Origin of the sequence: Marinobacter shengliensis (assembly GCF_003007715.1) — a bacterium.
Lineage (GTDB): Bacteria > Pseudomonadota > Gammaproteobacteria > Pseudomonadales > Oleiphilaceae > Marinobacter > Marinobacter shengliensis.
This window is the reverse complement of sequence record NZ_PXNO01000025.1, coordinates 12,831-31,992: the sequence shown is the minus strand read 5'-3', so window position 1 is coordinate 31,992 and position 19,162 is coordinate 12,831. Positions and strand designations below refer to the sequence as shown.

The 19,162-nt window shown below is 57.2% G+C and carries 18 protein-coding genes; 7 read left to right on the top strand and 11 right to left on the bottom strand.

All coding sequences use genetic code 11. The features are described 5' to 3' along the window. Positions 1 to 4: 4 nt before the first annotated feature. The 10 genes from C7H10_RS12945 to rpsB form a co-directional block, all read right to left on the bottom strand. Entirely contained in the window at positions 5 to 502 is a 498-nt protein-coding gene (locus tag C7H10_RS12945) for an OmpH/Skp family outer membrane protein (RefSeq protein WP_106695233.1), read from the bottom strand. Positions 503 to 547: 45 nt separating this feature from the next. Then, positions 548 to 2,866, bottom strand: coding sequence for an outer membrane protein assembly factor BamA (gene bamA, locus C7H10_RS12940; RefSeq protein ID WP_106695232.1), 2,319 nt, complete (start codon positions 2,864 to 2,866; stop codon positions 548 to 550). A gap of 45 nt (positions 2,867 to 2,911) precedes the next feature. Next, positions 2,912 to 4,261, bottom strand: coding sequence for an RIP metalloprotease RseP (rseP, locus tag C7H10_RS12935; RefSeq protein ID WP_061333433.1), 1,350 nt, complete (start codon positions 4,259 to 4,261; stop codon positions 2,912 to 2,914). 49 nt (positions 4,262 to 4,310) lie between these two features. After that, positions 4,311 to 5,495 carry a 1-deoxy-D-xylulose-5-phosphate reductoisomerase gene (gene ispC / locus C7H10_RS12930; RefSeq protein WP_061333434.1) on the bottom strand — a complete coding sequence of 395 codons (1,185 nt, stop codon included), beginning with the start codon at positions 5,493 to 5,495 and terminating at the stop codon, positions 4,311 to 4,313. Between the two features lie 2 nt (positions 5,496 to 5,497). Further along, a complete protein-coding gene (locus C7H10_RS12925; RefSeq protein WP_061333435.1) occupies positions 5,498 to 6,337 on the bottom strand; it encodes a phosphatidate cytidylyltransferase in 840 nt (279 codons plus the stop codon). A gap of 19 nt (positions 6,338 to 6,356) precedes the next feature. Then, the gene (gene uppS, locus C7H10_RS12920; protein WP_061333436.1) at positions 6,357 to 7,127 is read right to left on the bottom strand and encodes a polyprenyl diphosphate synthase; all 771 of its coding nucleotides are present in this window, start codon (positions 7,125 to 7,127) and stop codon (positions 6,357 to 6,359) included. 63 nt (positions 7,128 to 7,190) lie between these two features. Beyond that, on the bottom strand, positions 7,191 to 7,748 hold the full coding sequence (gene frr / locus C7H10_RS12915; RefSeq protein ID WP_061333437.1) for a ribosome recycling factor: 558 nt from the start codon (positions 7,746 to 7,748) through the stop codon (positions 7,191 to 7,193). 70 nt (positions 7,749 to 7,818) lie between these two features. Beyond that, positions 7,819 to 8,547, bottom strand: coding sequence for a UMP kinase (gene pyrH, locus C7H10_RS12910; protein ID WP_058090258.1), 729 nt, complete (start codon positions 8,545 to 8,547; stop codon positions 7,819 to 7,821). 181 nt (positions 8,548 to 8,728) lie between these two features. Further along, on the bottom strand, positions 8,729 to 9,598 hold the full coding sequence (gene tsf / locus C7H10_RS12905) for a translation elongation factor Ts (protein WP_061333438.1): 870 nt from the start codon (positions 9,596 to 9,598) through the stop codon (positions 8,729 to 8,731). A gap of 94 nt (positions 9,599 to 9,692) precedes the next feature. Then, positions 9,693 to 10,445: a 30S ribosomal protein S2 gene (gene rpsB, locus C7H10_RS12900; RefSeq protein WP_058090260.1), complete on the bottom strand. Its 753-nt coding sequence runs from the start codon at positions 10,443 to 10,445 to the stop codon at positions 9,693 to 9,695. A 272-nt stretch (positions 10,446 to 10,717) separates the two neighbouring features. On the opposite strand from rpsB, the gene map reads away from it, so the two are divergent. The 6 genes from map (at position 10,718) to dapE (ending at position 18,072) form a co-directional block, all read left to right on the top strand. Next, positions 10,718 to 11,488, top strand: coding sequence for a type I methionyl aminopeptidase (gene map, locus C7H10_RS12895; protein WP_106695231.1), 771 nt, complete (start codon positions 10,718 to 10,720; stop codon positions 11,486 to 11,488). Then, entirely contained in the window at positions 11,489 to 14,134 is a 2,646-nt protein-coding gene (locus tag C7H10_RS12890; RefSeq protein WP_106695230.1) for a [protein-PII] uridylyltransferase, read from the top strand. Then, positions 14,131 to 15,333 (top strand): succinyldiaminopimelate transaminase, encoded by a 1,203-nt coding sequence (dapC, locus tag C7H10_RS12885; RefSeq protein WP_072676895.1) that lies wholly within the window; start codon positions 14,131 to 14,133, stop codon positions 15,331 to 15,333. Before C7H10_RS12890 ends, dapC begins: the two co-directional genes overlap by 4 nt. Beyond that, positions 15,330 to 15,671 (top strand): ArsC family reductase, encoded by a 342-nt coding sequence (locus tag C7H10_RS12880; protein ID WP_106695229.1) that lies wholly within the window; start codon positions 15,330 to 15,332, stop codon positions 15,669 to 15,671. Before dapC ends, C7H10_RS12880 begins: the two co-directional genes overlap by 4 nt. 127 nt (positions 15,672 to 15,798) lie before the next feature. Continuing rightward, the gene (dapD, locus tag C7H10_RS12875) at positions 15,799 to 16,827 is read left to right on the top strand and encodes a 2,3,4,5-tetrahydropyridine-2,6-dicarboxylate N-succinyltransferase (RefSeq protein ID WP_106695228.1); all 1,029 of its coding nucleotides are present in this window, start codon (positions 15,799 to 15,801) and stop codon (positions 16,825 to 16,827) included. A 114-nt stretch (positions 16,828 to 16,941) separates the two neighbouring features. Beyond that, positions 16,942 to 18,072: a succinyl-diaminopimelate desuccinylase gene (gene dapE, locus C7H10_RS12870; protein WP_106695227.1), complete on the top strand. Its 1,131-nt coding sequence runs from the start codon at positions 16,942 to 16,944 to the stop codon at positions 18,070 to 18,072. Positions 18,073 to 18,194: 122 nt separating this feature from the next. Here the strand turns inward: dapE and C7H10_RS12865 are convergent, their stop codons facing one another. After that, positions 18,195 to 18,413, bottom strand: coding sequence for a SlyX family protein (locus tag C7H10_RS12865; protein WP_058090267.1), 219 nt, complete (start codon positions 18,411 to 18,413; stop codon positions 18,195 to 18,197). A gap of 150 nt (positions 18,414 to 18,563) precedes the next feature. On the opposite strand from C7H10_RS12865, the gene C7H10_RS19425 reads away from it, so the two are divergent. Then, positions 18,564 to 19,106 carry a cold-shock protein gene (locus C7H10_RS19425; protein ID WP_106695226.1) on the top strand — a complete coding sequence of 181 codons (543 nt, stop codon included), beginning with the start codon at positions 18,564 to 18,566 and terminating at the stop codon, positions 19,104 to 19,106. Positions 19,107 to 19,162: the final 56 nt, after the last annotated feature.

Here is a 19,162-nt window from a genome sequence, read left to right as displayed (position 1 = left end):
AGGTTTATCGGTTAAGCTTCTCGAGCAATTCCGAGGTCAGGTTCATCTCCGGCTTAACGTAGACAACCGCTTCGCTCGGCAGAATCAGGTCCAGATTGTGCTCTTCCAGCAGCTCTTTGACGGCCGCGTCTACTTCAGGGCGAGCGTTCTCCAGAAACTGCTGTTTGCGCTGCGCAACGGTCTGGTCCAGGCGCTGTTTGAGGAAGTTGAACTCCTGCACTTTCTCCTGGAACTCACCGGTCACCTTGTTGCGCTCGCTTTCATTCATCATGGCGCCGTCTTTCTCGATCCGATCCTTCAGCCTGCGGGCCTGTTCCTGGGCCTCACGAACCTTGGCTTCTTCGCCAGCAAAATCCTGCTGAAGTTTCTCACTGAAAGACTGGGCGTCGTTGGACGAAAACAACGCCTGGCGCAGGTCAACCACGCCAATTCTAGTCTCCGCTGCGAGCTGCAGCGAGAATGCCATCAGAGTTGCGCCAACAATGGCAGATAGACGTTTCATCGGGAATCTCCTGTGTTTCATCCTTTGTTTTTCTGTTTACTGCAATCAGAAGGTTTGCCCCAGCGAGAACTGGAACACCTGAGTATCATCGCCCGGCTTGTCATTAAGCGGTTTCGCCAGGCTGAAAGCAAGCGGACCCACTGCCGTAATCCACTGGAAACTCACACCAGCCGCGGTCCTCACTTCCTTCAATTCCGGGTCGAAGCCGCGATCGGTATCGAACACCTGGCCCGCGTCAAGGAAAAAGGAAGTGCGCATGGAACGGGTGTCGCCCGCAAAGGGGGTTGGGAAGATCAGTTCCAGGCCGGCCTCGGTCAGCAGGTTACCGCCAAAGGGATCCGGGCTTGAGAAATCATTTTCTGCCGGCTCAGCACGATTGCCAAGGGAGTTTGCCCGGTAACCACGCACCGAACCATAGCCACCCGAGTAGAAGTGCTCAAAGAACGGCATCTGGGTACGATCGCCATAGCCATCCCCGTAACCCACCTCAGTGCGAGCCCTGACCACCCACCGCTGCGTATCTACCAGCGGGAAATAAAAATCTGTTCTGTGGGTGGCCTTATAGAACGTGAGGTCACTTCCGGGCACCGCCACATCCAGCGACAGAGAATGGCTATAACCGCGAGTAGGCAGTACGCCGCGGTTCAGTGTGCTGCGCCGCCAGCTGCCGAACAGGAAATAGTTGGTAAACGAATCACCTTCGTCGGCAATGAAGTCACGCACCTCAACCGAGGAAAAGATGCCAGGTTTGAGGTTGGATTGAGTGACACCCACACCGAAATTGAGCCGGGTGATGGCATCTGTCGGATACCCGAAGGTTAATCTGGCGCCATATTCATCCAGCAAGTAAGAGGAGATATCCTGCTCTTCAAAATCGGTTTCCCTGGCAAACAAACTGAAACCACGGCTGACGCCGTCGACAGTGTAGTAGGGATCCAGATAGGAAATATTGGCGCTTTTAACAGAATCGCTGACGTTTACACCAAACGACACCCGCTTACCTGTACCGAAGAAGTTGTTCTCGGAGACTGCAGCACCGAGGATCACACCGGAGTTCTGGGAAAAACCGATCGACGCTGACAAGCTGCCCGTCGGCTGTTCACGGACACTGTAATTCACATCCACCAGATCATCGGTTCCGGGTACTGGGACGGTTTCAACGTCTACCGTCTGGAAGAAGCCCAATCGCTCCAATCGGGTTTTTGAGAATTCAATGCGATCAGATGACGCAACGCCCCCTTCCATCTGGGTCATTTCCTGACGCAACACTTCATCCTTGGTGGAGATATTGCCCTCAAAATTCACACGCCTGACGTAAGCGCGCTTGCCCGGCTCGATAAAGAAGGTCACCGCCGCTGTGTTGTCTTCGCCGGGTTCAGGGACCGCATTGACGTTGGCAAAGGCATAGCCCTCGCGCCCCAGGCGGAACGACAACGCCTCAGAGATGGAGGTCATCTGGGCGCGGGAGAATACATCTCCCTCTTTAACCGGGATCAGTTTGCGCAACTCTTCTTCTTCGACGATCAGGTTGCCGCGAAGGCGAATGTCCGAAATCGTATACTGGGGGCCTTCATCCAGGGAGATGGCGATAAATACCTGCTGCTTGTCCGGTGAAATGGACACCTGGCTGGATTCTACGGTGAAATCCAGATAACCGCGGTCAAGGTAAAATGAACGCAACGATTCCAGGTCACCACTCAGGCGCTCCCGGGCATACTTGTCTTTATTGGTAATGGAATTCCACCAGCTGCTGGTGCGCAACTCAAACAGGCTGATCAGCTCTTCATCACTGAAATCCTGATTTCCAACAATATTAATGTGCTTGATTGAGGCAACAGTGCCTTCGTTGATATCGAGACGAACCGCTACCCGGTTTCTGGGAAGTTCTTCAGCCGTGGCACGCACTCGCGCGTTATAACGGCCCTGTGCGATATAGGAGCGCAGGATCTCAAGCTCCAGCCGTTCGAGGGTCGCTCTACGGAAAACCTGACCTTCTTCCAGCCCGGCGCCCGCCAGCGCATCCATCAACATATCGGTTTCGATGTTCTTGTTGCCGTCGATCTCAATGGACGAAATGGAAGGGCGCTCCTTGACCGACAGAATGAGTACACCGCTGTCACGGCTGGCTTCGATGTCGGTAAACAGACCGGTCCTGAACAACTCCTTGATGGCATTGGCCAGGCGGGTCTCGTCGATCTGCTCGCCAATGTTTACCGGAAAAGCCGAGAAGACGGAGCCCGCTGAAACCCGCTGAAGGCCTTCTACCTCGATATCCGCTACCGTGAATTCATCCGCCAGCACAGGCTTGATACCAGTTGCGGTAATGGCTAGGCCAACGGCTACAGCTAGAAGGGAACGTCTCATTCAGTTATATCGCCTGGTTAATGTGCGGTAAGGAGCCCGCAATTCTCACAACCGCATCAGGTCGTTGTAAAGAGCAAACACCATTAAAGTCAGAATCAAAGCCATACCAATTCGTAATCCAAGTGCCTGAACCTGTTCAGATACCGGCTTTCGGCGTATAGCCTCGATGGTGTAATACACAATGTGGCCACCGTCCAATACAGGAATCGGCAAAAGATTCAGCACCCCGAGGCTGACACTCAGGTAGGCCAGAAAACGGATAAAATCTTCAAACCCGGAACTGACACTGGCCTCAGCCACCCGGGCAATGGTTATCGGCCCACTCAGATTGGTGGGCGACAACAGGCCCGTGACCATTTTCTTGATGGCCACCAGCGTCAGTCGGGTATCCGCCCAGGTTTCATGCACCGCATTCGGAATGGCCGCAAAGGGGCCGTAACGGACTTCACGCAGCAACTCGTCTGGCCAGGTGATCGCTTCGACACCTGCACCCACAAAGCCAATTTCCTGGCCGTCGTCGAGGGTTCGGGTAGCCGGGCGAACGGTAAGCTCCAGGGGAGTGCCATCACGCTCTATGGACAGCTCAAGGTCGGTTTCCGGCGCATTCCTGATGTAGTCCACCAGGGCAAACCAGTCGGCCACCGGCTCGCCGTCCACGGCAACAATACGATCGCCGCTCCGAAGCCCTGCGGCAGCAGCCCGGCCATCACTGGTGACCTGCCCCAACACAGCCGGCACCGCCGGTCGCCAGGGCGTGATACCGAATTCTGCCAGGGGGTTAGGCGTATCATTGCTCAGACGCCAGCCATTCAGGGCTCCGTCGACTGTGCCTCTTGATCCATTCTGTGACACCTCAAGTGTCACCAGGCCCTGTTCTCCGGTTCGCTCCAACAGGCGCATATTAATATCACGCCAGGACGTCACCCGGTGACCATCCACAGCATGGATTTCCATGCCCTGCTGCAACCCTGCCCTCTCGGCCACACTGCCGGGCGTCACATCCCCTACCACCGGAGCAACGGTTGTTACGCCCACTACGCTCAGCAACCAGTAGGCGAAGATGGCAAACAGGAAATTTGCCAGCGGGCCGGCAGCAGCGATGGCAATTCTCTGGGACGGCGGCTTGGAGGTAAAGGCCTGATCTTTCAGCCCCTCCGGTACGGGGCCTTCCCGCTCATCGAGCATCTTGACGTAGCCGCCCAACGGGATCGCCGCCACCGCAAACTCGGTACCGTGACGATCGTACCAGGAAAACAAGGGTTTACCGAAGCCCACGGAAAACCTGAGCACCTTGACCCCGCACCGCCGGGCCACCCAGAAGTGACCATACTCGTGCAGGGTCACCAGGATTCCCAGTGTTAATGCAAGTGCCAGAACGGTTTGAATAATCTGCATAGAGTTTCCGGTTTGAGGCCGTCGGCCAACATGAACATTCCCGCAGGACTCAGACAGACAGCAGGCTTATCTGTTCCCTGGCCCGGCTGCGAGCCTCGGCATCCTTGGTAAATATGGTGTCGAAGTCGCTCGCTGGAACGACCGGCGTCGCCGCCAAAGTCCGCTCTATGATAACGGGGATATCGGCGAAGCACAGCTTACCGTCCAGAAACGCCTCCACCGCCACTTCGTTGGCGGCATTCAGCACCGCTGGTGCCGTGCCACCACTGGCGAAAGCCTCGGCGGCCAGCCGCAGGCAGGGGAAGCGCTGGAGATCCGGTCGTTCAAAATGGAATTTACCAATGGCAAACAGGTCCAGAGGTGCAACCCCCGCCTCAATACGCTCGGGCCAGGCCAGCCCGTTGGCAATTGGCGTACGCATGTCCGGGCTTCCAAGTTGAGCCAGAACAGAGCCGTCCGCGTACTCCACCATGGAATGGATAATACTCTCCGGATGAACGTGAACCTCAACCCGGTCTGGCGTGGTATTGAACAGCCAGCAGGCTTCAATCAGCTCCAACCCTTTGTTCATCAGCGTGGCGGAATCGACCGAAATCTTCTGGCCCATCGACCAGTTCGGGTGCGCACAGGCCTGAGACGGAGTAACACTGCGGAGCTCTTCTGCTGCCATGGTTCGAAACGGCCCACCAGAGGCGGTCAACAGGATCCGGGTAATACCGGCGGCCTTCGGATCCCGAATTTTGTCTGCTGGCATGCACTGGAAAATGGCGTTGTGCTCAGAGTCGATGGGCAGCAACTCCGAGCCTGAGGCGATTACCGCGTCCATAAACAACTGGCCCGACATCACCAAGGCTTCCTTGTTGGCCAGCAGTACCCGCTTTCCGGCCCGCACTGCCGATAAGGTTGGCGCCAGGCCCGCAGCGCCAACAATGGCGGCCATGACTGTATCGGCGTCGCTCGCAGCAGCCACGGCACAGAGGCCTGCCTCACCCCCGAGCACCTGGGTATCCGGGCAATCGGCCAGCAACTCCCTGAGCTCGTCCGCAGCGCGCTCACTGGCCATGACAGCTACCTTGGGGCGAAACTCCCGGCACAGGGTTGCCAACTCCCATGCCCGCGTGCCCGCTGTCAGCGCGTAGACCGAGAACCGGCCCGGGTGTCGGCGAATCACATCCAGGGTGCTGAGCCCGATGGAGCCCGTTGCCCCCAATACGGTAATGCAACGTGTTGTCATAGTTACCAGTGACCGGTGGTCAACCAACCCAGCAGGGTGATTATCAGGGCAAATACAGGAATGGCGGCAGTCAGGCTATCGATGCGATCCATGATCCCGCCATGGCCGGGCAGCAATTGACTGCTGTCCTTGATACCCCGGAACCGCTTGAGCATGCTTTCAAGAAGGTCGCCCAGCACCGACACAAAACCGGTGACCAGTGTGGCAACGATCAACAGAGCCATTTGAACAGGCGTGGCGCCAGCCAGCTGGCTGGCGACAACGGCAAGCAAGGCGACCGCCGCCAGGCCACCCCACACACCGGCCCAGGACTTACCGGGGCTGACCCGGGGCGCCAGTTTGGCCTTGCCGAACGCTCTGCCCGCAAAATAGGCGCCAATATCCGCCACCCAAACCACAAGAAATATATAGAGAATCGCCAGGCGGTTATCTGCCAGGTCACCAAACTGAAAGCCTCCGGTTCGCAGGTGGTTCAACCCCACCCAGGCCGGTATCAGCACCAGCAGGCCCATCACCGCTCGCACTGGCACGGCACCCCAGGAATCCGATCCAGCCGGATACCGGCGCACCAGCCAGAAGCACACCAGCCACCAAATCACGGCAAGCCAGAGCACGGCCACCGAAGGCACGTTCAGCAGCCCATAGAGTAACGCTGCAACAACAGCGGCGTAGATAACCCGGCCCGGCTGCGCCTCAATGCCGGACATATTCGCCCATTCCCAGGCACCCAGAGTGATGATCGCGCCGGTGAACAGGGCAAACCCCAAGGGTGATGTAAAAAAGATGCCGCCAATCGCGATGGGAGCAAGAATAAGAGCTGTGATGATGCGGGTTTTTAACACGGTATAAGTCGCTGTATCGTTATTGTTGTGAAGCTCGCGCCGCGATCTGGTCGTCGGTTTGCCCGAAACGACGCTGGCGACGGCTGTAGGCTTCCAGTGCCTTGCGCATTTCCTCAGCCTTGAAATCCGGCCAGTAAACGCTGGAAAAGTAGAACTCGGTATAGGCCAGGTGCCACAACAGGAAGTTGCTGATGCGCTGCTCGCCGGCGGTACGGATCATTAGGTCCGGCATGGGCAGGTCGCCAATACTGAGGTGCTGCTGGATCAGGTCGTCGGTAATGTCTGACGGTTCAAGTTGACCAATCCGAACCTGTTCTGCCACCTTCCGGGTGGCCTGGGTTATGTCCCAGTGGCCCCCGTAGTTCGCCGCAATCACCAGAGTCATCGCCGTGTTGTCGCGGGTCAGCGTCTCGGCTTTCTCCATGTGCTCCTGAAGCGTTGGATTGAAAGCCGAGCGATCGCCTATTATGCGCAAGCGGATATTGTTGCGATGGAGCTTCCGGACCTCGCGCTCAAGGGCAATCAGGAAAAGCCTCATCAAAGCCGACACTTCGTCTTTCGGGCGACGCCAGTTCTCGCTGGAGAAAGCGAACAGGGTGAGCACCTCCACCCCTTCCCTGGCGCAGGTTTCCACCACGGCCTTTACCGCATCCACACCAGCCTTGTGACCAGCCACTCCTTTGAGCCGATGGGCCTTGGCCCAGCGGTTATTGCCATCCATGATAATGGCCACATGCCGGGGACAGTTGTCTGCCATCACCGGAATTTCTGCGGTTATTTGTGCCGTCATGAAACCCTCTGTGCCGCGGAGCATCCACCCCGCCGCGTGCTTTCTACTGAATGGACCTGGCGGTCAGACCGCCATCAGGTCCTCTTCCTTCGCCTTCAGCATCTTGTCGACTTCAGCGATGTACTTGTCAGTCAGTTTCTGGACTTCGTCTTCGCCCCGGCGCTGATCGTCCTCACTGATCTCTTTTTCTTTGAGCAGGTCTTTGATCATGCTGTTGGCATCGCGGCGAGCGTTACGGATGGACACCCGACCATGCTCGGCATCCGCTTTCGCCTGCTTGACCATTTCCTTACGGGTTTCTTCGGTCAGCATGGGCATGGGCACACGAATCACATCACCGCTGGTAGACGGATTCAGTCCCAGATCCGACGTCATGATGGCCTTTTCGATGGTGGGAACCAGATTTTTCTCCCAAGGGGCAACCATCAGGGTGCGATTGTCTTCAACGTTAACGCTGGCAATCTGCTTCAACGGCGTTTCCTGACCGTAGTAGTTCACCATCACACTGTCCAGAATCGCAGGGTGGGCACGGCCGGTGCGAATCTTGTTGAAAGCCGAGTGCAGAGCCTCCAGGCTCTTCTTCATCTTCTTCTCGGCATCTGCTTTGATATCGTTAATCACGTCAGCATCCTCGAAACGTTCGTCTGGTTATAGTGCAGTATCCGGCCATCTTTCCGCAGCCGGCAACCAATTATTCAATCAATGTGCCTTCTTTCTCGCCAGTCACAATGCGGGTCAGAACGCCCGGCTGGCTCATATTGAACACGCGCAGCGGCATACCATGATCCCGGGCCAGGCAGATAGCCGTGAGGTCCATCACCCCGAGCTTTTTGTCCAGAACCTCATCGTAGGTCAGGTAATCGTATTTTACAGCGCTGGGGTCAAGATGGGGATCCGCATTGTAGACACCGTCAACCTTGGTGGCCTTCAGCACGGCATCGGCCTCGATCTCGATACCCCGCAGGCAAGCGGCGGAGTCTGTGGTGAAGAACGGGTTACCGGTACCTGCGCTGAAAATAACCACGTCACCCTCTTTCAGGTCACGTACTGCGCGCCGGCGGTCATAATGTTCAACAATGCCGCTCATTGGAATGGCAGACATCACACGGGTCCGGATATTGGAACGCTCAAGCGCATCACGCATGGCCAGACCATTCATGACCGTGGCCAGCATACCCATGTGATCCCCCGTCACACGGTCAAGGCCTGCGGCACTCAGCGCTGCCCCCCGGAACAGGTTACCACCGCCAATCACCAACCCCACTTGTACGCCAATACCGACCAGGGCACCGATTTCAAGCGCCATGCGATCAAGAACTTTGGGATCAATACCGAAATCGTGATCGCCCATCAGGGCCTCGCCACTGAGCTTCAGCAGAACACGCTTGTATCTGGGCTGGTTTTTTGAAGATGTCGGCATGGTGATCCCCTTATCGTCTGTTGGCTATCCGGCGCAAACCCGTTGCAGGCTTGTATCTGACATACTCCTCAAAAAAAGGGGTATCTCAGATACAAGCCCGCCACGAAAGCCGGGCGTACCCGACTGACGTGGCAGACTCAGGTAAGCACTGCCACCTTGCGTGACAGCGCTCAGAAGAGGATCAGGCCTTGCCTGTGCCAGCGGCAGCAGCCACTTCAGCAGCGAAATCCACTTCTTCTTTCTCGATGCCTTCACCCACTTCCAGGCGAACGAAACCAACCAGCTCGCCACCGGCAGCTTTGATCAGGTCGCCCACTTTCTGGTCTGGGTTCTTGACGAACGGCTGCTCAATCAGGCTGTTCTCAGCCAGGAACTTCTTGATGCGGCCACCCATCATCTTTTCGATGATCTCAGCAGGCTTGCCTTCCATATCCGGCTGCGCCTTGATGATCTCTTTCTCTTTTTCCAGCTCTTCAGCCGGCATGTCGTCGGGCTTGCCAACACGCGGGTTAACAGCAGCCACGTGCATCGCGATGTCACGAGCCAGCTCTTCGTTACCTGCAGTCAGGGCCACAACAGAGGCAATCTTGTTGTTGCTGTGAACGTAACCGCCCACAACCGGACCTTCCACCTTGATGATGCGACGAACAGTGATGTTCTCGCCGATCTTCTGAACCAGCGCCTCACGCTTGGCTTCCAGATCGCCAGCCATCAGGGCCGCAACGTCGGTTTCACCTTTTTCGAAGGCAACGTTCAGAACGTCGTTGGCGAAGTTCATGAAGTTGTCGTCACGAGCAACAAAGTCTGTCTCGGAGTTCACTTCCAGAATGTAGGCAACGGTGTTGTCGTCAGACACTTTAACCAGAGACACGCCTTCAGCGGCGGTACGGCCGGCTTTCTTGGCGGCTTTCAGACCGGAAGACTTGCGCAGCTCTTCGATTGCGGCGTCAACGTCACCACCGGCTTCAACCAGTGCCTTCTTGCATTCCATCATGCCAAGGCCGGTACGCTCACGCAGCTCTTTGACCATTGCAGCGGTAATTGCAGCCATGTTCAGTCCTCTTAATCGTTTCCGAATTCGGTGGGGAGGTATGCCCGGATTAACGAGCGGGCATACCTTGCAACTCAAACGTGAAGTTTAAGTGTTACTCGGCAGCCGGAGCGGCGCCCGCAGCGTCTTCGCTGACTTCAACAAACTCGTCAGCACCAGCGCCTGCAGACTGGGAAGCTTCCAGGCAGGTATCGGCAACAGCCTTCACGTAGATCTGGATGGCGCGGATGGCGTCATCGTTACCCGGGATTACGTAATCAACGCCGTCCGGATCGCTGTTGGTATCAACAACACCGATAACAGGAATACCCAGCTTGTTGGCTTCCTTGATAGCGATACGCTCGTGATCCACGTCGATAACGAACAGCGCGTCGGGCAGGCCGCCCATATCCTTGATACCACCGATGGAGCGCTCGAGCTTGTCCATTTCACGGGTACGCTCAAGGGCTTCTTTCTTGGTCAGTTTGTCGAAAGTACCGTCTTTGCTCTGGGCTTCCAGATCACGGTAGCGGCGAATAGACTGACGGATGGTCTTGTAGTTGGTCAGCATGCCACCCAACCAGCGATGGTTAACGTAGGGCTGGCCGGAACGCTGAGCTTCTTCCTTGATGATCTTGGACGCAGCACGCTTGGTACCAACGAACAGGATCTTGTTCTTGCTCTCTGCCAGCTGCTGAATCACATTCAGCGCTTCGTTCATGGCAGGAACAGTCTGCTCAAGGTTGATGATATGAATCTTGTTGCGGGCACCGAAAATGTACTTACCCATTTTCGGGTTCCAGTAACGGGTCTGGTGACCAAAGTGAGCACCTGCTTTGAGCAGGTCACGCATATTTACCTGAGCCATGATATTTACCTTTTAGCTTCGGGTTAGTCCTCCACGCGTCCGATTGCCCCAACCAGCCTCCTCTAACAGGAGCCGGCACCCTGGGACAACGTGCTGACACGTGTGTGAATTTGCCGGATTCGTTTCCGGCGGGCGCGTTTATACCATAAAGCGACACCGGGGTGCCATTATTTTTAGCGCAACCCTATAGTCACGATAGCAGGCAGCTCGCCTTGTACCTGACCCCTCAGGCCCTTAAAATGCCTGTTTGATGCAAATCAACAGGTATAGCGATGCAAGTATCCATCAAGACTCCCGAAGAAATTGAAAAAATGCGCGTGGCCGGCCGGCTGGCGGCCGAAGTTCTGGAAATGCTGGACGAACACGTAAAGCCCGGAATTTCTACCGAGGAGCTCAACAGCATCGCCCACGATTATATCGTGAACAAACAGCAGGCTATTCCGGCGCCGCTCAACTACAAGGGTTTCCCGAAATCCATCTGTACGTCGGTCAACCATGTGATCTGCCACGGCATCCCGACCGAAAAGAAAATCCTGAAAGACGGCGACATCATTAACATCGACGTCACCGTTATAAAGGATGAGTACCACGGCGACACCAGCAAGATGTGGGTTGTTGGCAAACCCAAGCCCGGTACCGAACGCCTGATCCAGATCACCCAGGAGTGCCTGTATAAAGGTATTGAACTGGTCAAGCCCGGCACCCGCCTGGGCGACATTGGCCATGTCATCCAGCAGCATGCCGAGAAGCATCGTTATTCCGTGGTAAGAGACTACTGCGGCCACGGCATTGGCAAGGTGTTCCACGAGGAGCCGCAGGTCATGCATTACGGCAAGCCCGGCACCGGGATGGAACTGCAGGAAGGCATGACCTTCACCATCGAACCGATGATCAACCAAGGCAAATACCAGACCAAGCTGATGGCCGATGGCTGGACGGTGGTCACCAAGGACCACAAACTGTCTGCCCAGTGGGAGCACACCATCCTGGTGACCGCTGACGGCTATGAAGTGCTGACCAAACGATCGGAAGAGTCATTCTAAGTGGACCGAAGCGAGCTGGAATCCCGTATCAGCAACGACACCTCACCGGTATTTGCCGCCAGGGAACTGTTACGGGAAAGCTATGATGCTGACGCCGAAGCTTTCCGCCAGGGTGCCGATGTAAGAGCCCTGGTTCATGCCAGGGCCAACACCATCGACAAAGTGCTCCGGCTGATCTGGAACCGGTACCCGTTTTCCCGCTCCTCCGACATTGCCCTGGTCGCTGTGGGCGGTTACGGGCGCGGCGAACTACACCCCCACTCCGACATAGACCTGCTGATCCTGACCCGCCACGGCATAGAAGAGGCCTGGCAGGATGACCTGGGCGCATTCGTTACCCTGCTCTGGGACCTCAAGCTGGATATCGGTCACAGTGTGCGCAGCATGGAAGAGTGCCTCTCCTCGGCCCGGCAGGACATCACCATCCTGACCAACCTGCTGGAGACCCGAACCATCGCCGGCCCCGATGGACTGCGGGCAGAGCTCAGTGAGCTGGTCTATTCCGACGAGGTCAGCTCGGATCGTGACTACTTCCTGGCCAAGCGGGAAGAGCAGCAACAGCGCCACAAAAAATACGGCGACACCGAATACAACCTGGAGCCTAACGTTAAAGGTTCCCCCGGCGCACTTCGGGACATCCAGACCATCGGCTGGATCACCAAACGCCACTTCGGCCTGCAGAACATTGCCGACCTCACCCGCTTCAGTATTCTGACCGAAGAAGAACACCAGATCCTGCACCAGGGCGAAACCTTCCTGTGGCAATTGCGTTATGGCCTGCAACTGATTGCCGACCGCAATGAAAACCGGCTGCTGTTCGACCACCAACGTGCGCTCGCGGAAATGCTCGGCTACAAAGATGAAGGCAAACGGCTGGGCGTCGAGCTGATGATGCAGTCCTACTACCGCACCGTACTGGCCCTGGCGGAGCTGGCTGACGTTATCCTGCAGTACTACGACGAAGCCATTATCGGCGAGGGCAGTGAAGACGAAATCCGCCCACTGAACAAACGCTTCCAGATTCGCAACCTGTATATAGAAGCCATCAACAACCAGGTGTTCGCCTACGCCCCCTACGCCATCATGGAAATCTTCGTGCTGATGGCCCAGCACCCTGAAATCAAGGGTATCCGTGCGACCACCATCCGCTCGTTAAGGGCCCACCGGCACCTGATTGACGACGCCTTCCGGTCCGATCTGGCGGTTACCACCCTGTTCATGGAACTGCTGCGCACGCCACACGCACTGGACCAGACTCTGTCTGCCATGAAAAAGTACAACGTACTGGGCCGCTACTTGCCGGAGTTTGGCCAGATCATCGGCCAGATGCAGCACGACCTCTTCCATATATACACGGTCGATGCCCACACCATGCGCGTGATCCGCAATATGGCGCGGCTGAACAGTACCGACGTGCGCAATGAATACCCCCTGGCCTCCCGGCTGATTCATCGGTTGCCCAAACTGGAAACGCTGTTTATTGCTGGCCTGTATCACGATGTGGCCAAGGGCCGGGGCGGTGACCACTCAGAACTGGGCGCCATTGACGCCGAAGCCTTCTGTGAGCGCCACCACTTGAGTGAGCGGGACACCCAACTGGTGTCATGGCTGGTGGAAAACCACCTGCTGATGTCCATGACCGCCCAGCGCAAGGACATTTCAGACCCGGACATCATCCAGGCCTTTGCCCGGGCGATGCCCAGCCAGGCCCACCTGGATTATCTGTACATCCTGACAGTGTGCGACATCAGCGCCACCAACCCAAAACTCTGGAACACCTGGCGCGCATCCTTGCTGCGCCAGCTTTACATTGAAGCCAAGCGCGCCCTGCGCCGTGGCACCGACACGCCAGTAGACCGCCAGGCCTGGATACGCGCCACCAGGGAGGAAGCCCGTCAGATCCTGCACGCACAGAATATGACCGATGAGCAGATTGATCCTATCTGGGAAACGGTAGACGAGGACTACTTCCTGCAGGATTCCACCGTGGATATTGCCTGGCAGACGGCAGCCATCATTCGCCACGGTGACAACCCGGACCCATTGGTGCTGATTCGTGACACCCGGGGTGGGCCGACAGACGGTTACTCACAGATTATTATCTACATGAAAGACCGGGTTGCCCTGTTTGCGGCAACCACGGCGGTGCTTGAACAGCTGAACCTGAACATCGTGGATGCCCGCATCAACTCCAGCGAAGGCCCCCACTCGATCAGCTCCTACGTGGTATTGGATGAACAGGGTCAGCCACTGGGCGTTGATCCGGCCCGCAAGGAAAGAGTGCGCAAGCGCCTGATCGAAGAACTTGATGACCCGGAAGACTACCCGGACATCATCCACCGGCGCACGCCCCGGCAGCTGAAGCACTTCGCTTTCCCAACCGAAGTGACCTTCTCCAATGACACCATCAATCAGCGCACGGTGATGGAAGTCATCACCCCGGACCGCCCCGGCCTTCTGGCCCGCATCGGCCAGGTGCTGCTGGAACACCGGGTGCGACTAACTAACGCCAAGATTGCGACCCTGGGCGAGCGCGTGGAAGACGTGTTCTTCATCACCGATGAACACGGAGAGCCGCTGCGCGACCCGGGCGTGTGCCAGGCCCTGCAACAGGACCTTTGCAAAATGCTGGACGACATTCAATGAACCCGAATCTCGAAAGACTTCATCCTTACCCGTTTGAAAAGCTGGCCAAACTTAAAGCCGGCATTACAGTACCTGAACACCTGAAGCCGATATCGCTCGGCATTGGCGAACCCAAGCACCCGTCACCGGCGTTTGTGAAGCAGGTGATCGCCGACAACCTGGACAAACTGGCTAACTACCCCACCACCAAAGGCATCGATGAGTTGCGCGAAGCCATCGCCCACTGGGCCAGCAAGCGCTTCCAGCTGGCCGAAGGCAGTTTGGACCCGGCTCACAACGTTGTTCCGGTCAACGGCACCCGTGAGGCTATTTTCGCCCTGGTTCAGGCGGTGGTGGATGCCAGTAAACCGGCCACTGTTGTCAGCCCGAACCCGTTCTACCAAATATACGAGGGGGCTGCCTTCCTGGCCGGCGCCGACCCCGTGTACCTGCCCTGCGACGCCAGCAACGGCTTTATTCCGGATTTCGACGCGGTGCCTGAATCGGTCTGGGAAGACTGCCAAATCCTGTTCCTGTGCTCCCCGGGCAACCCCAGCGGCGCGGTCATCCCCCGGGAGACTCTGGTAAAGGTTATCGAACTGGCTGACCGTCATGATTTTCTGGTCGCCTCCGATGAATGCTATTCCGAACTCTACCCGGACGAAGCCACCCCACCCGAAGGCCTGCTGCAAACCTGCGCGGCCATCGGCCGTCACGACTTCAAGCGCTGCATTGTGTTCCACAGCCTGTCCAAGCGCAGCAACCTGCCCGGCCTGCGCTCCGGCTTTGTGGCCGGTGATGCCGAGGTACTGGCCGGTTACCTGAAGTACCGCACCTACCACGGCTGCGCCATGCCCGTTCACAACCAGCTGGCCAGCATTGCCGCCTGGAGTGATGAAGACCACGTGCGGGAAAACCGGGCCGCCTACCGGGCCAAGTTCGAAGCGGTGGTGCCCATCCTGCGCGAAGTGATGAACGTGGACTTCCCGGATGCCGGTTTCTATCTATGGCCGGAGACGCCGATGGATGATGAAACCTTCGCCAAGGAGCTGTCTGCACAACAGAACGTGCACGTACTGCCCGGCCGGTACCTGTCCCGAACGGTAGGTGGCCACAACCCAGGTGAGAACCGAGTGCGCATGGCGCTGGTAGCGCCGCTGGAGGAGTGCGTGGAAGCAGCCCGGCGAATCGTCGATTTTGTAAAAGGTTTCAAAGCATGAAGTTATATGGCATCAAGAACTGCGATACCGTGAAAAAAGCCCGTAAGTGGCTGGACGACAACGGCATCGTCTACGAATTCCACGACTTCAAGAAAGACGGCCTGACCAGCGAGAAGCTGAGCCAGTGGGAGCAGGCCATAGGTTGGGAAACCCTGATCAACAAGCGGGGCACGACCTGGCGAAAACTTCCCGACGAGCTTCGTGATACCATTAACGCCCAAAATGCCCACCAGATCATGCTGGAGAACACCTCCATCATTAAACGCCCGGTGGTTGAGCGGGGCGACGAAGTGACCGTGGGCTTTAACGCAGACCAATGGTCCACGTGGACTGATTAATTATTTCAGCCACGGACACTCCCAGACGCTCACGGACAGCAATTAAGAATTCTTTTTTTTGTCCGTGCAGGTCAGTGCGCGTCCGTGGCAAACATTCTTTCAATTATTGAGCACAGGAGCAGATCAGATGAGTTTTGCATTCGGCATTGGCATCGGCACCCAGAATAACCAGGGCGAGTGGCTGGAGGTGTATTACCAGCAGCCGATCATGACCCCAGGCAAAGACCTGATCGACGTGGTTGAAACCGCGCTGGACTACAAAGGCGGTAACCAGGCCATGGATGTTAAAGCCGAGCAACTGACCAGGTTTGCCAACGCCCTGCGCCAGCTGGGCCAAACCGACCAGGCGAAACTTGCGGAAAAAGCGGCCGAGAGCATGCGCCCTGTGGTGGTTACCGTGCTGGCTACCGACGATACCGCCTCCAGCACCCCGGAAGTGTATCTGAAGCTGCACCTGATCTCCCACCGGCTGGCCAAGCCCCACAGTGTAAAGCTGGACGGCATTTTCGGCCTGCTGCCGAACCTGGCCTGGACCAACGAAGGCGCCATCGACCTGAACGAACTGCCAGAGCGCCAGCTGCAGGCCCGCATTGAAGGCCGCACCCTGGAAGTGAAATCGGTCGACAAGTTCCCGCAGATGACCGACTACGTTGTACCCAAGGGTGTGCGTATTGCTGACACTGCCCGTGTTCGTCTGGGCGCCTATGTGGGCGAAGGCACCACCGTGATGCACGAGGGCTTTATCAACTTCAACGCCGGCACCGAAGGCACCAGCATGATCGAAGGCCGCATTTCTGCCGGCGTGATGATCGGCAAGGGCTCTGACCTGGGCGGCGGCTGCTCCACCATGGGTACCCTGTCTGGTGGCGGCAACATCATCATCTCCGTGGGCGAAAACTGCCTGCTCGGCGCTAACGCCGGCATCGGCATCCCACTGGGCGATCGCTGCACCGTTGAAGCTGGTCTGTATATCACCTCTGGCACCAAGGTGAACCTGCTGGATGACAACAACAAACAGGTAGAAGTCATCAAGGCCCGCGACCTGGCCGGCAAGAACGACCTGCTGTTCCGTCGCAACAGTCTCACTGGCGCTGTTGAGTGCAAGACCAACAAGTCCGCTATTGAACTGAACGAAGAGCTGCACGCGAATAATTAATCGCTTGGGTTAGCCACGGACGACACGGACAATCACGGACAAAACCCTTTCTTGATGTCCGTGAACGTCCGTGTTGTCCGTGGCAAATTTTCTTTTTTTACACAGGTTTCCCGCATGTCATTATCACCCACTTTAGAACTCGCCATGGACCTCATTCGCCGCCGCTCGGTGACGCCGGATGACGCCGGCTGCCAGGAACTGATGATGTCCCGCCTGGCGCCGCTGGGCTTTGCAGGCGAGAACCTGCGGTTCGGTGATACCGACAACCTCTGGGCCCGCAAGGGCTCAGAAGGCCCGGTACTGGCGTTTGCCGGCCATACCGATGTGGTGCCAACCGGCCCGGAGAAAAACTGGGCCCACCCGCCCTTTGATCCCGTGATCAAAGATGGCTATCTGTATGGCCGGGGCGCAGCAGACATGAAGGGCAGTCTGGCGGCCTTCATCACCGCCTGCGAACGCTTTGTGGCGAACAACCCTAAGCACCGAGGCTCCATTGCCCTCTTGATCACCAGCGATGAAGAAGGACCGGCCCAGGACGGCACGGTTAAAGTGGTAGAAACCCTGGAAGCCCGCAACGAAAAGATGGACTGGTGCCTGATTGGCGAGCCTTCCAGCACCCATCAGGTGGGCGATGTCATCAAGAACGGCCGCAGGGGCTCCCTGCACGGCTACCTGACAGTACACGGCGTACAGGGCCACGTGGCCTACCCTCATCTGGCAGAGAACCCCGTGCACACGGTAGCACCGGCACTGGATGCACTGGCCAGGGAATTCTGGGACAACGGCAACGACTTCTTCCCGCCGACCACGTTCCAGATTACCCGGATTGAATCCGGCGTGGGCAGCAACATCATTCCCGGCGAGTGCCTGGTGCACTTCAACTTCCGCTACTGCACCGAGAATACGGCAGAAAGCCTGGAAGAGCGGGTAGTGGCCATTCTGGACCGGCACCAGCTCAAGTACGACCTGCAGTGGCACCTGAGCGGCCGCCCCTTCCTGACCGACAAGGGCGCCCTGGTTGCCGCCAGCCAGAACGCCATCCGCTCCGTCACCGGCCGCGAGACCGAGCTGTCCACCTCCGGCGGCACCTCTGATGGTCGCTTCATCGCACCGACTGGAGCACAGGTAGTAGAACTCGGCCCCATCAACGCCACCATCCACAAAGTGGACGAATGCGTAAAGGCCGAAGACCTGGATACCCTCTCTGAAATCTACGAACAGATACTGGAAGAACTGCTAGGCTAACTCTGAGGGGTCAGACCCCAGCGCGCTTGGGCCACATACTCCAAGGGGTCAGACCCCAGCGCGTCAGTGGGCCCTAAGGCCGCGCTGGGGTCTGACCCCGGATTCTCGGACCTTCTCCAAATTCAATAATGCGGAGGCGGAGTCTCATCCTCCTCCGCCTTGATGTTCGAAGGCGAAATATCCTTCAACTGCTTGTGCAGCACCTTCTTGGCATCCCACAGCTCCCGAATATCCATCTCCTGCTTCGCCACCTGCTCACTCAGGGTATTGATCACATCGTCCTGGAACGCAAGTCGCATTTCCAGCTCTGCAAGCCTGTCTTCCAGTGTCTTTTTGCTCATGAGATTTGGTCAGCCCTTTCGGTAATCTGGTATGATGCCGCCTTTTACCGCCAACATTGAACATTGGCGGCGTTCATTGGCCGGGCATGCCATGTTACCCGATGTCTGGCTTTTTATCGTTAGTGTTAACCCATGGAGAATATTCAGCCAATGCGTAATCCAGCCAAAGCGATCCGTCTTTCCCTTATGATCGCCATTCCGGCACCCCTGGTACTGTTTCTGCTGCTGTCTGTCACACCGCAATTCCTGGCCGCGCTGAGCGCTGGCAACGTCGCCGAGGCACTGGGCAGTGTTGGTGGCCTTGCAGCGTACCTGATTGCCTTTGTTATTTTTGCCATCACCGGTTTTCTGGCCATCGCGCTTGCCACCAAGCAGCCCTCCGCAGCGCCGGCTTCCAGAAGCCAGAGCCGCCCGGCACGCAACAGTCGCCAGAACAACGTTTATGATGACGAAGAAGACGATTTTGACGACACCACACCGGAAGGTGATGAAGAAGGCACCGTCAAGTGGTTCAACGTCAAGAAAGGCTTTGGCTTCATCGTCCGCGACAGCGGCGACGAGATCTTCGTACATTTCCGCGCCATTCGCGGTCGTGGTCGCCGAGTCTTGCGTCAGGGCCAACTGGTTCGGTTCAACGTTGTGGAAGCCGACAAAGGCCTGCAAGCAGACAACGTGTCTATCCTGAGCGAGTAATTTCAAAGCACGGGATACGAAAAAGGCAGCCTCCAATGGCTGCCTTTTTACCTTCT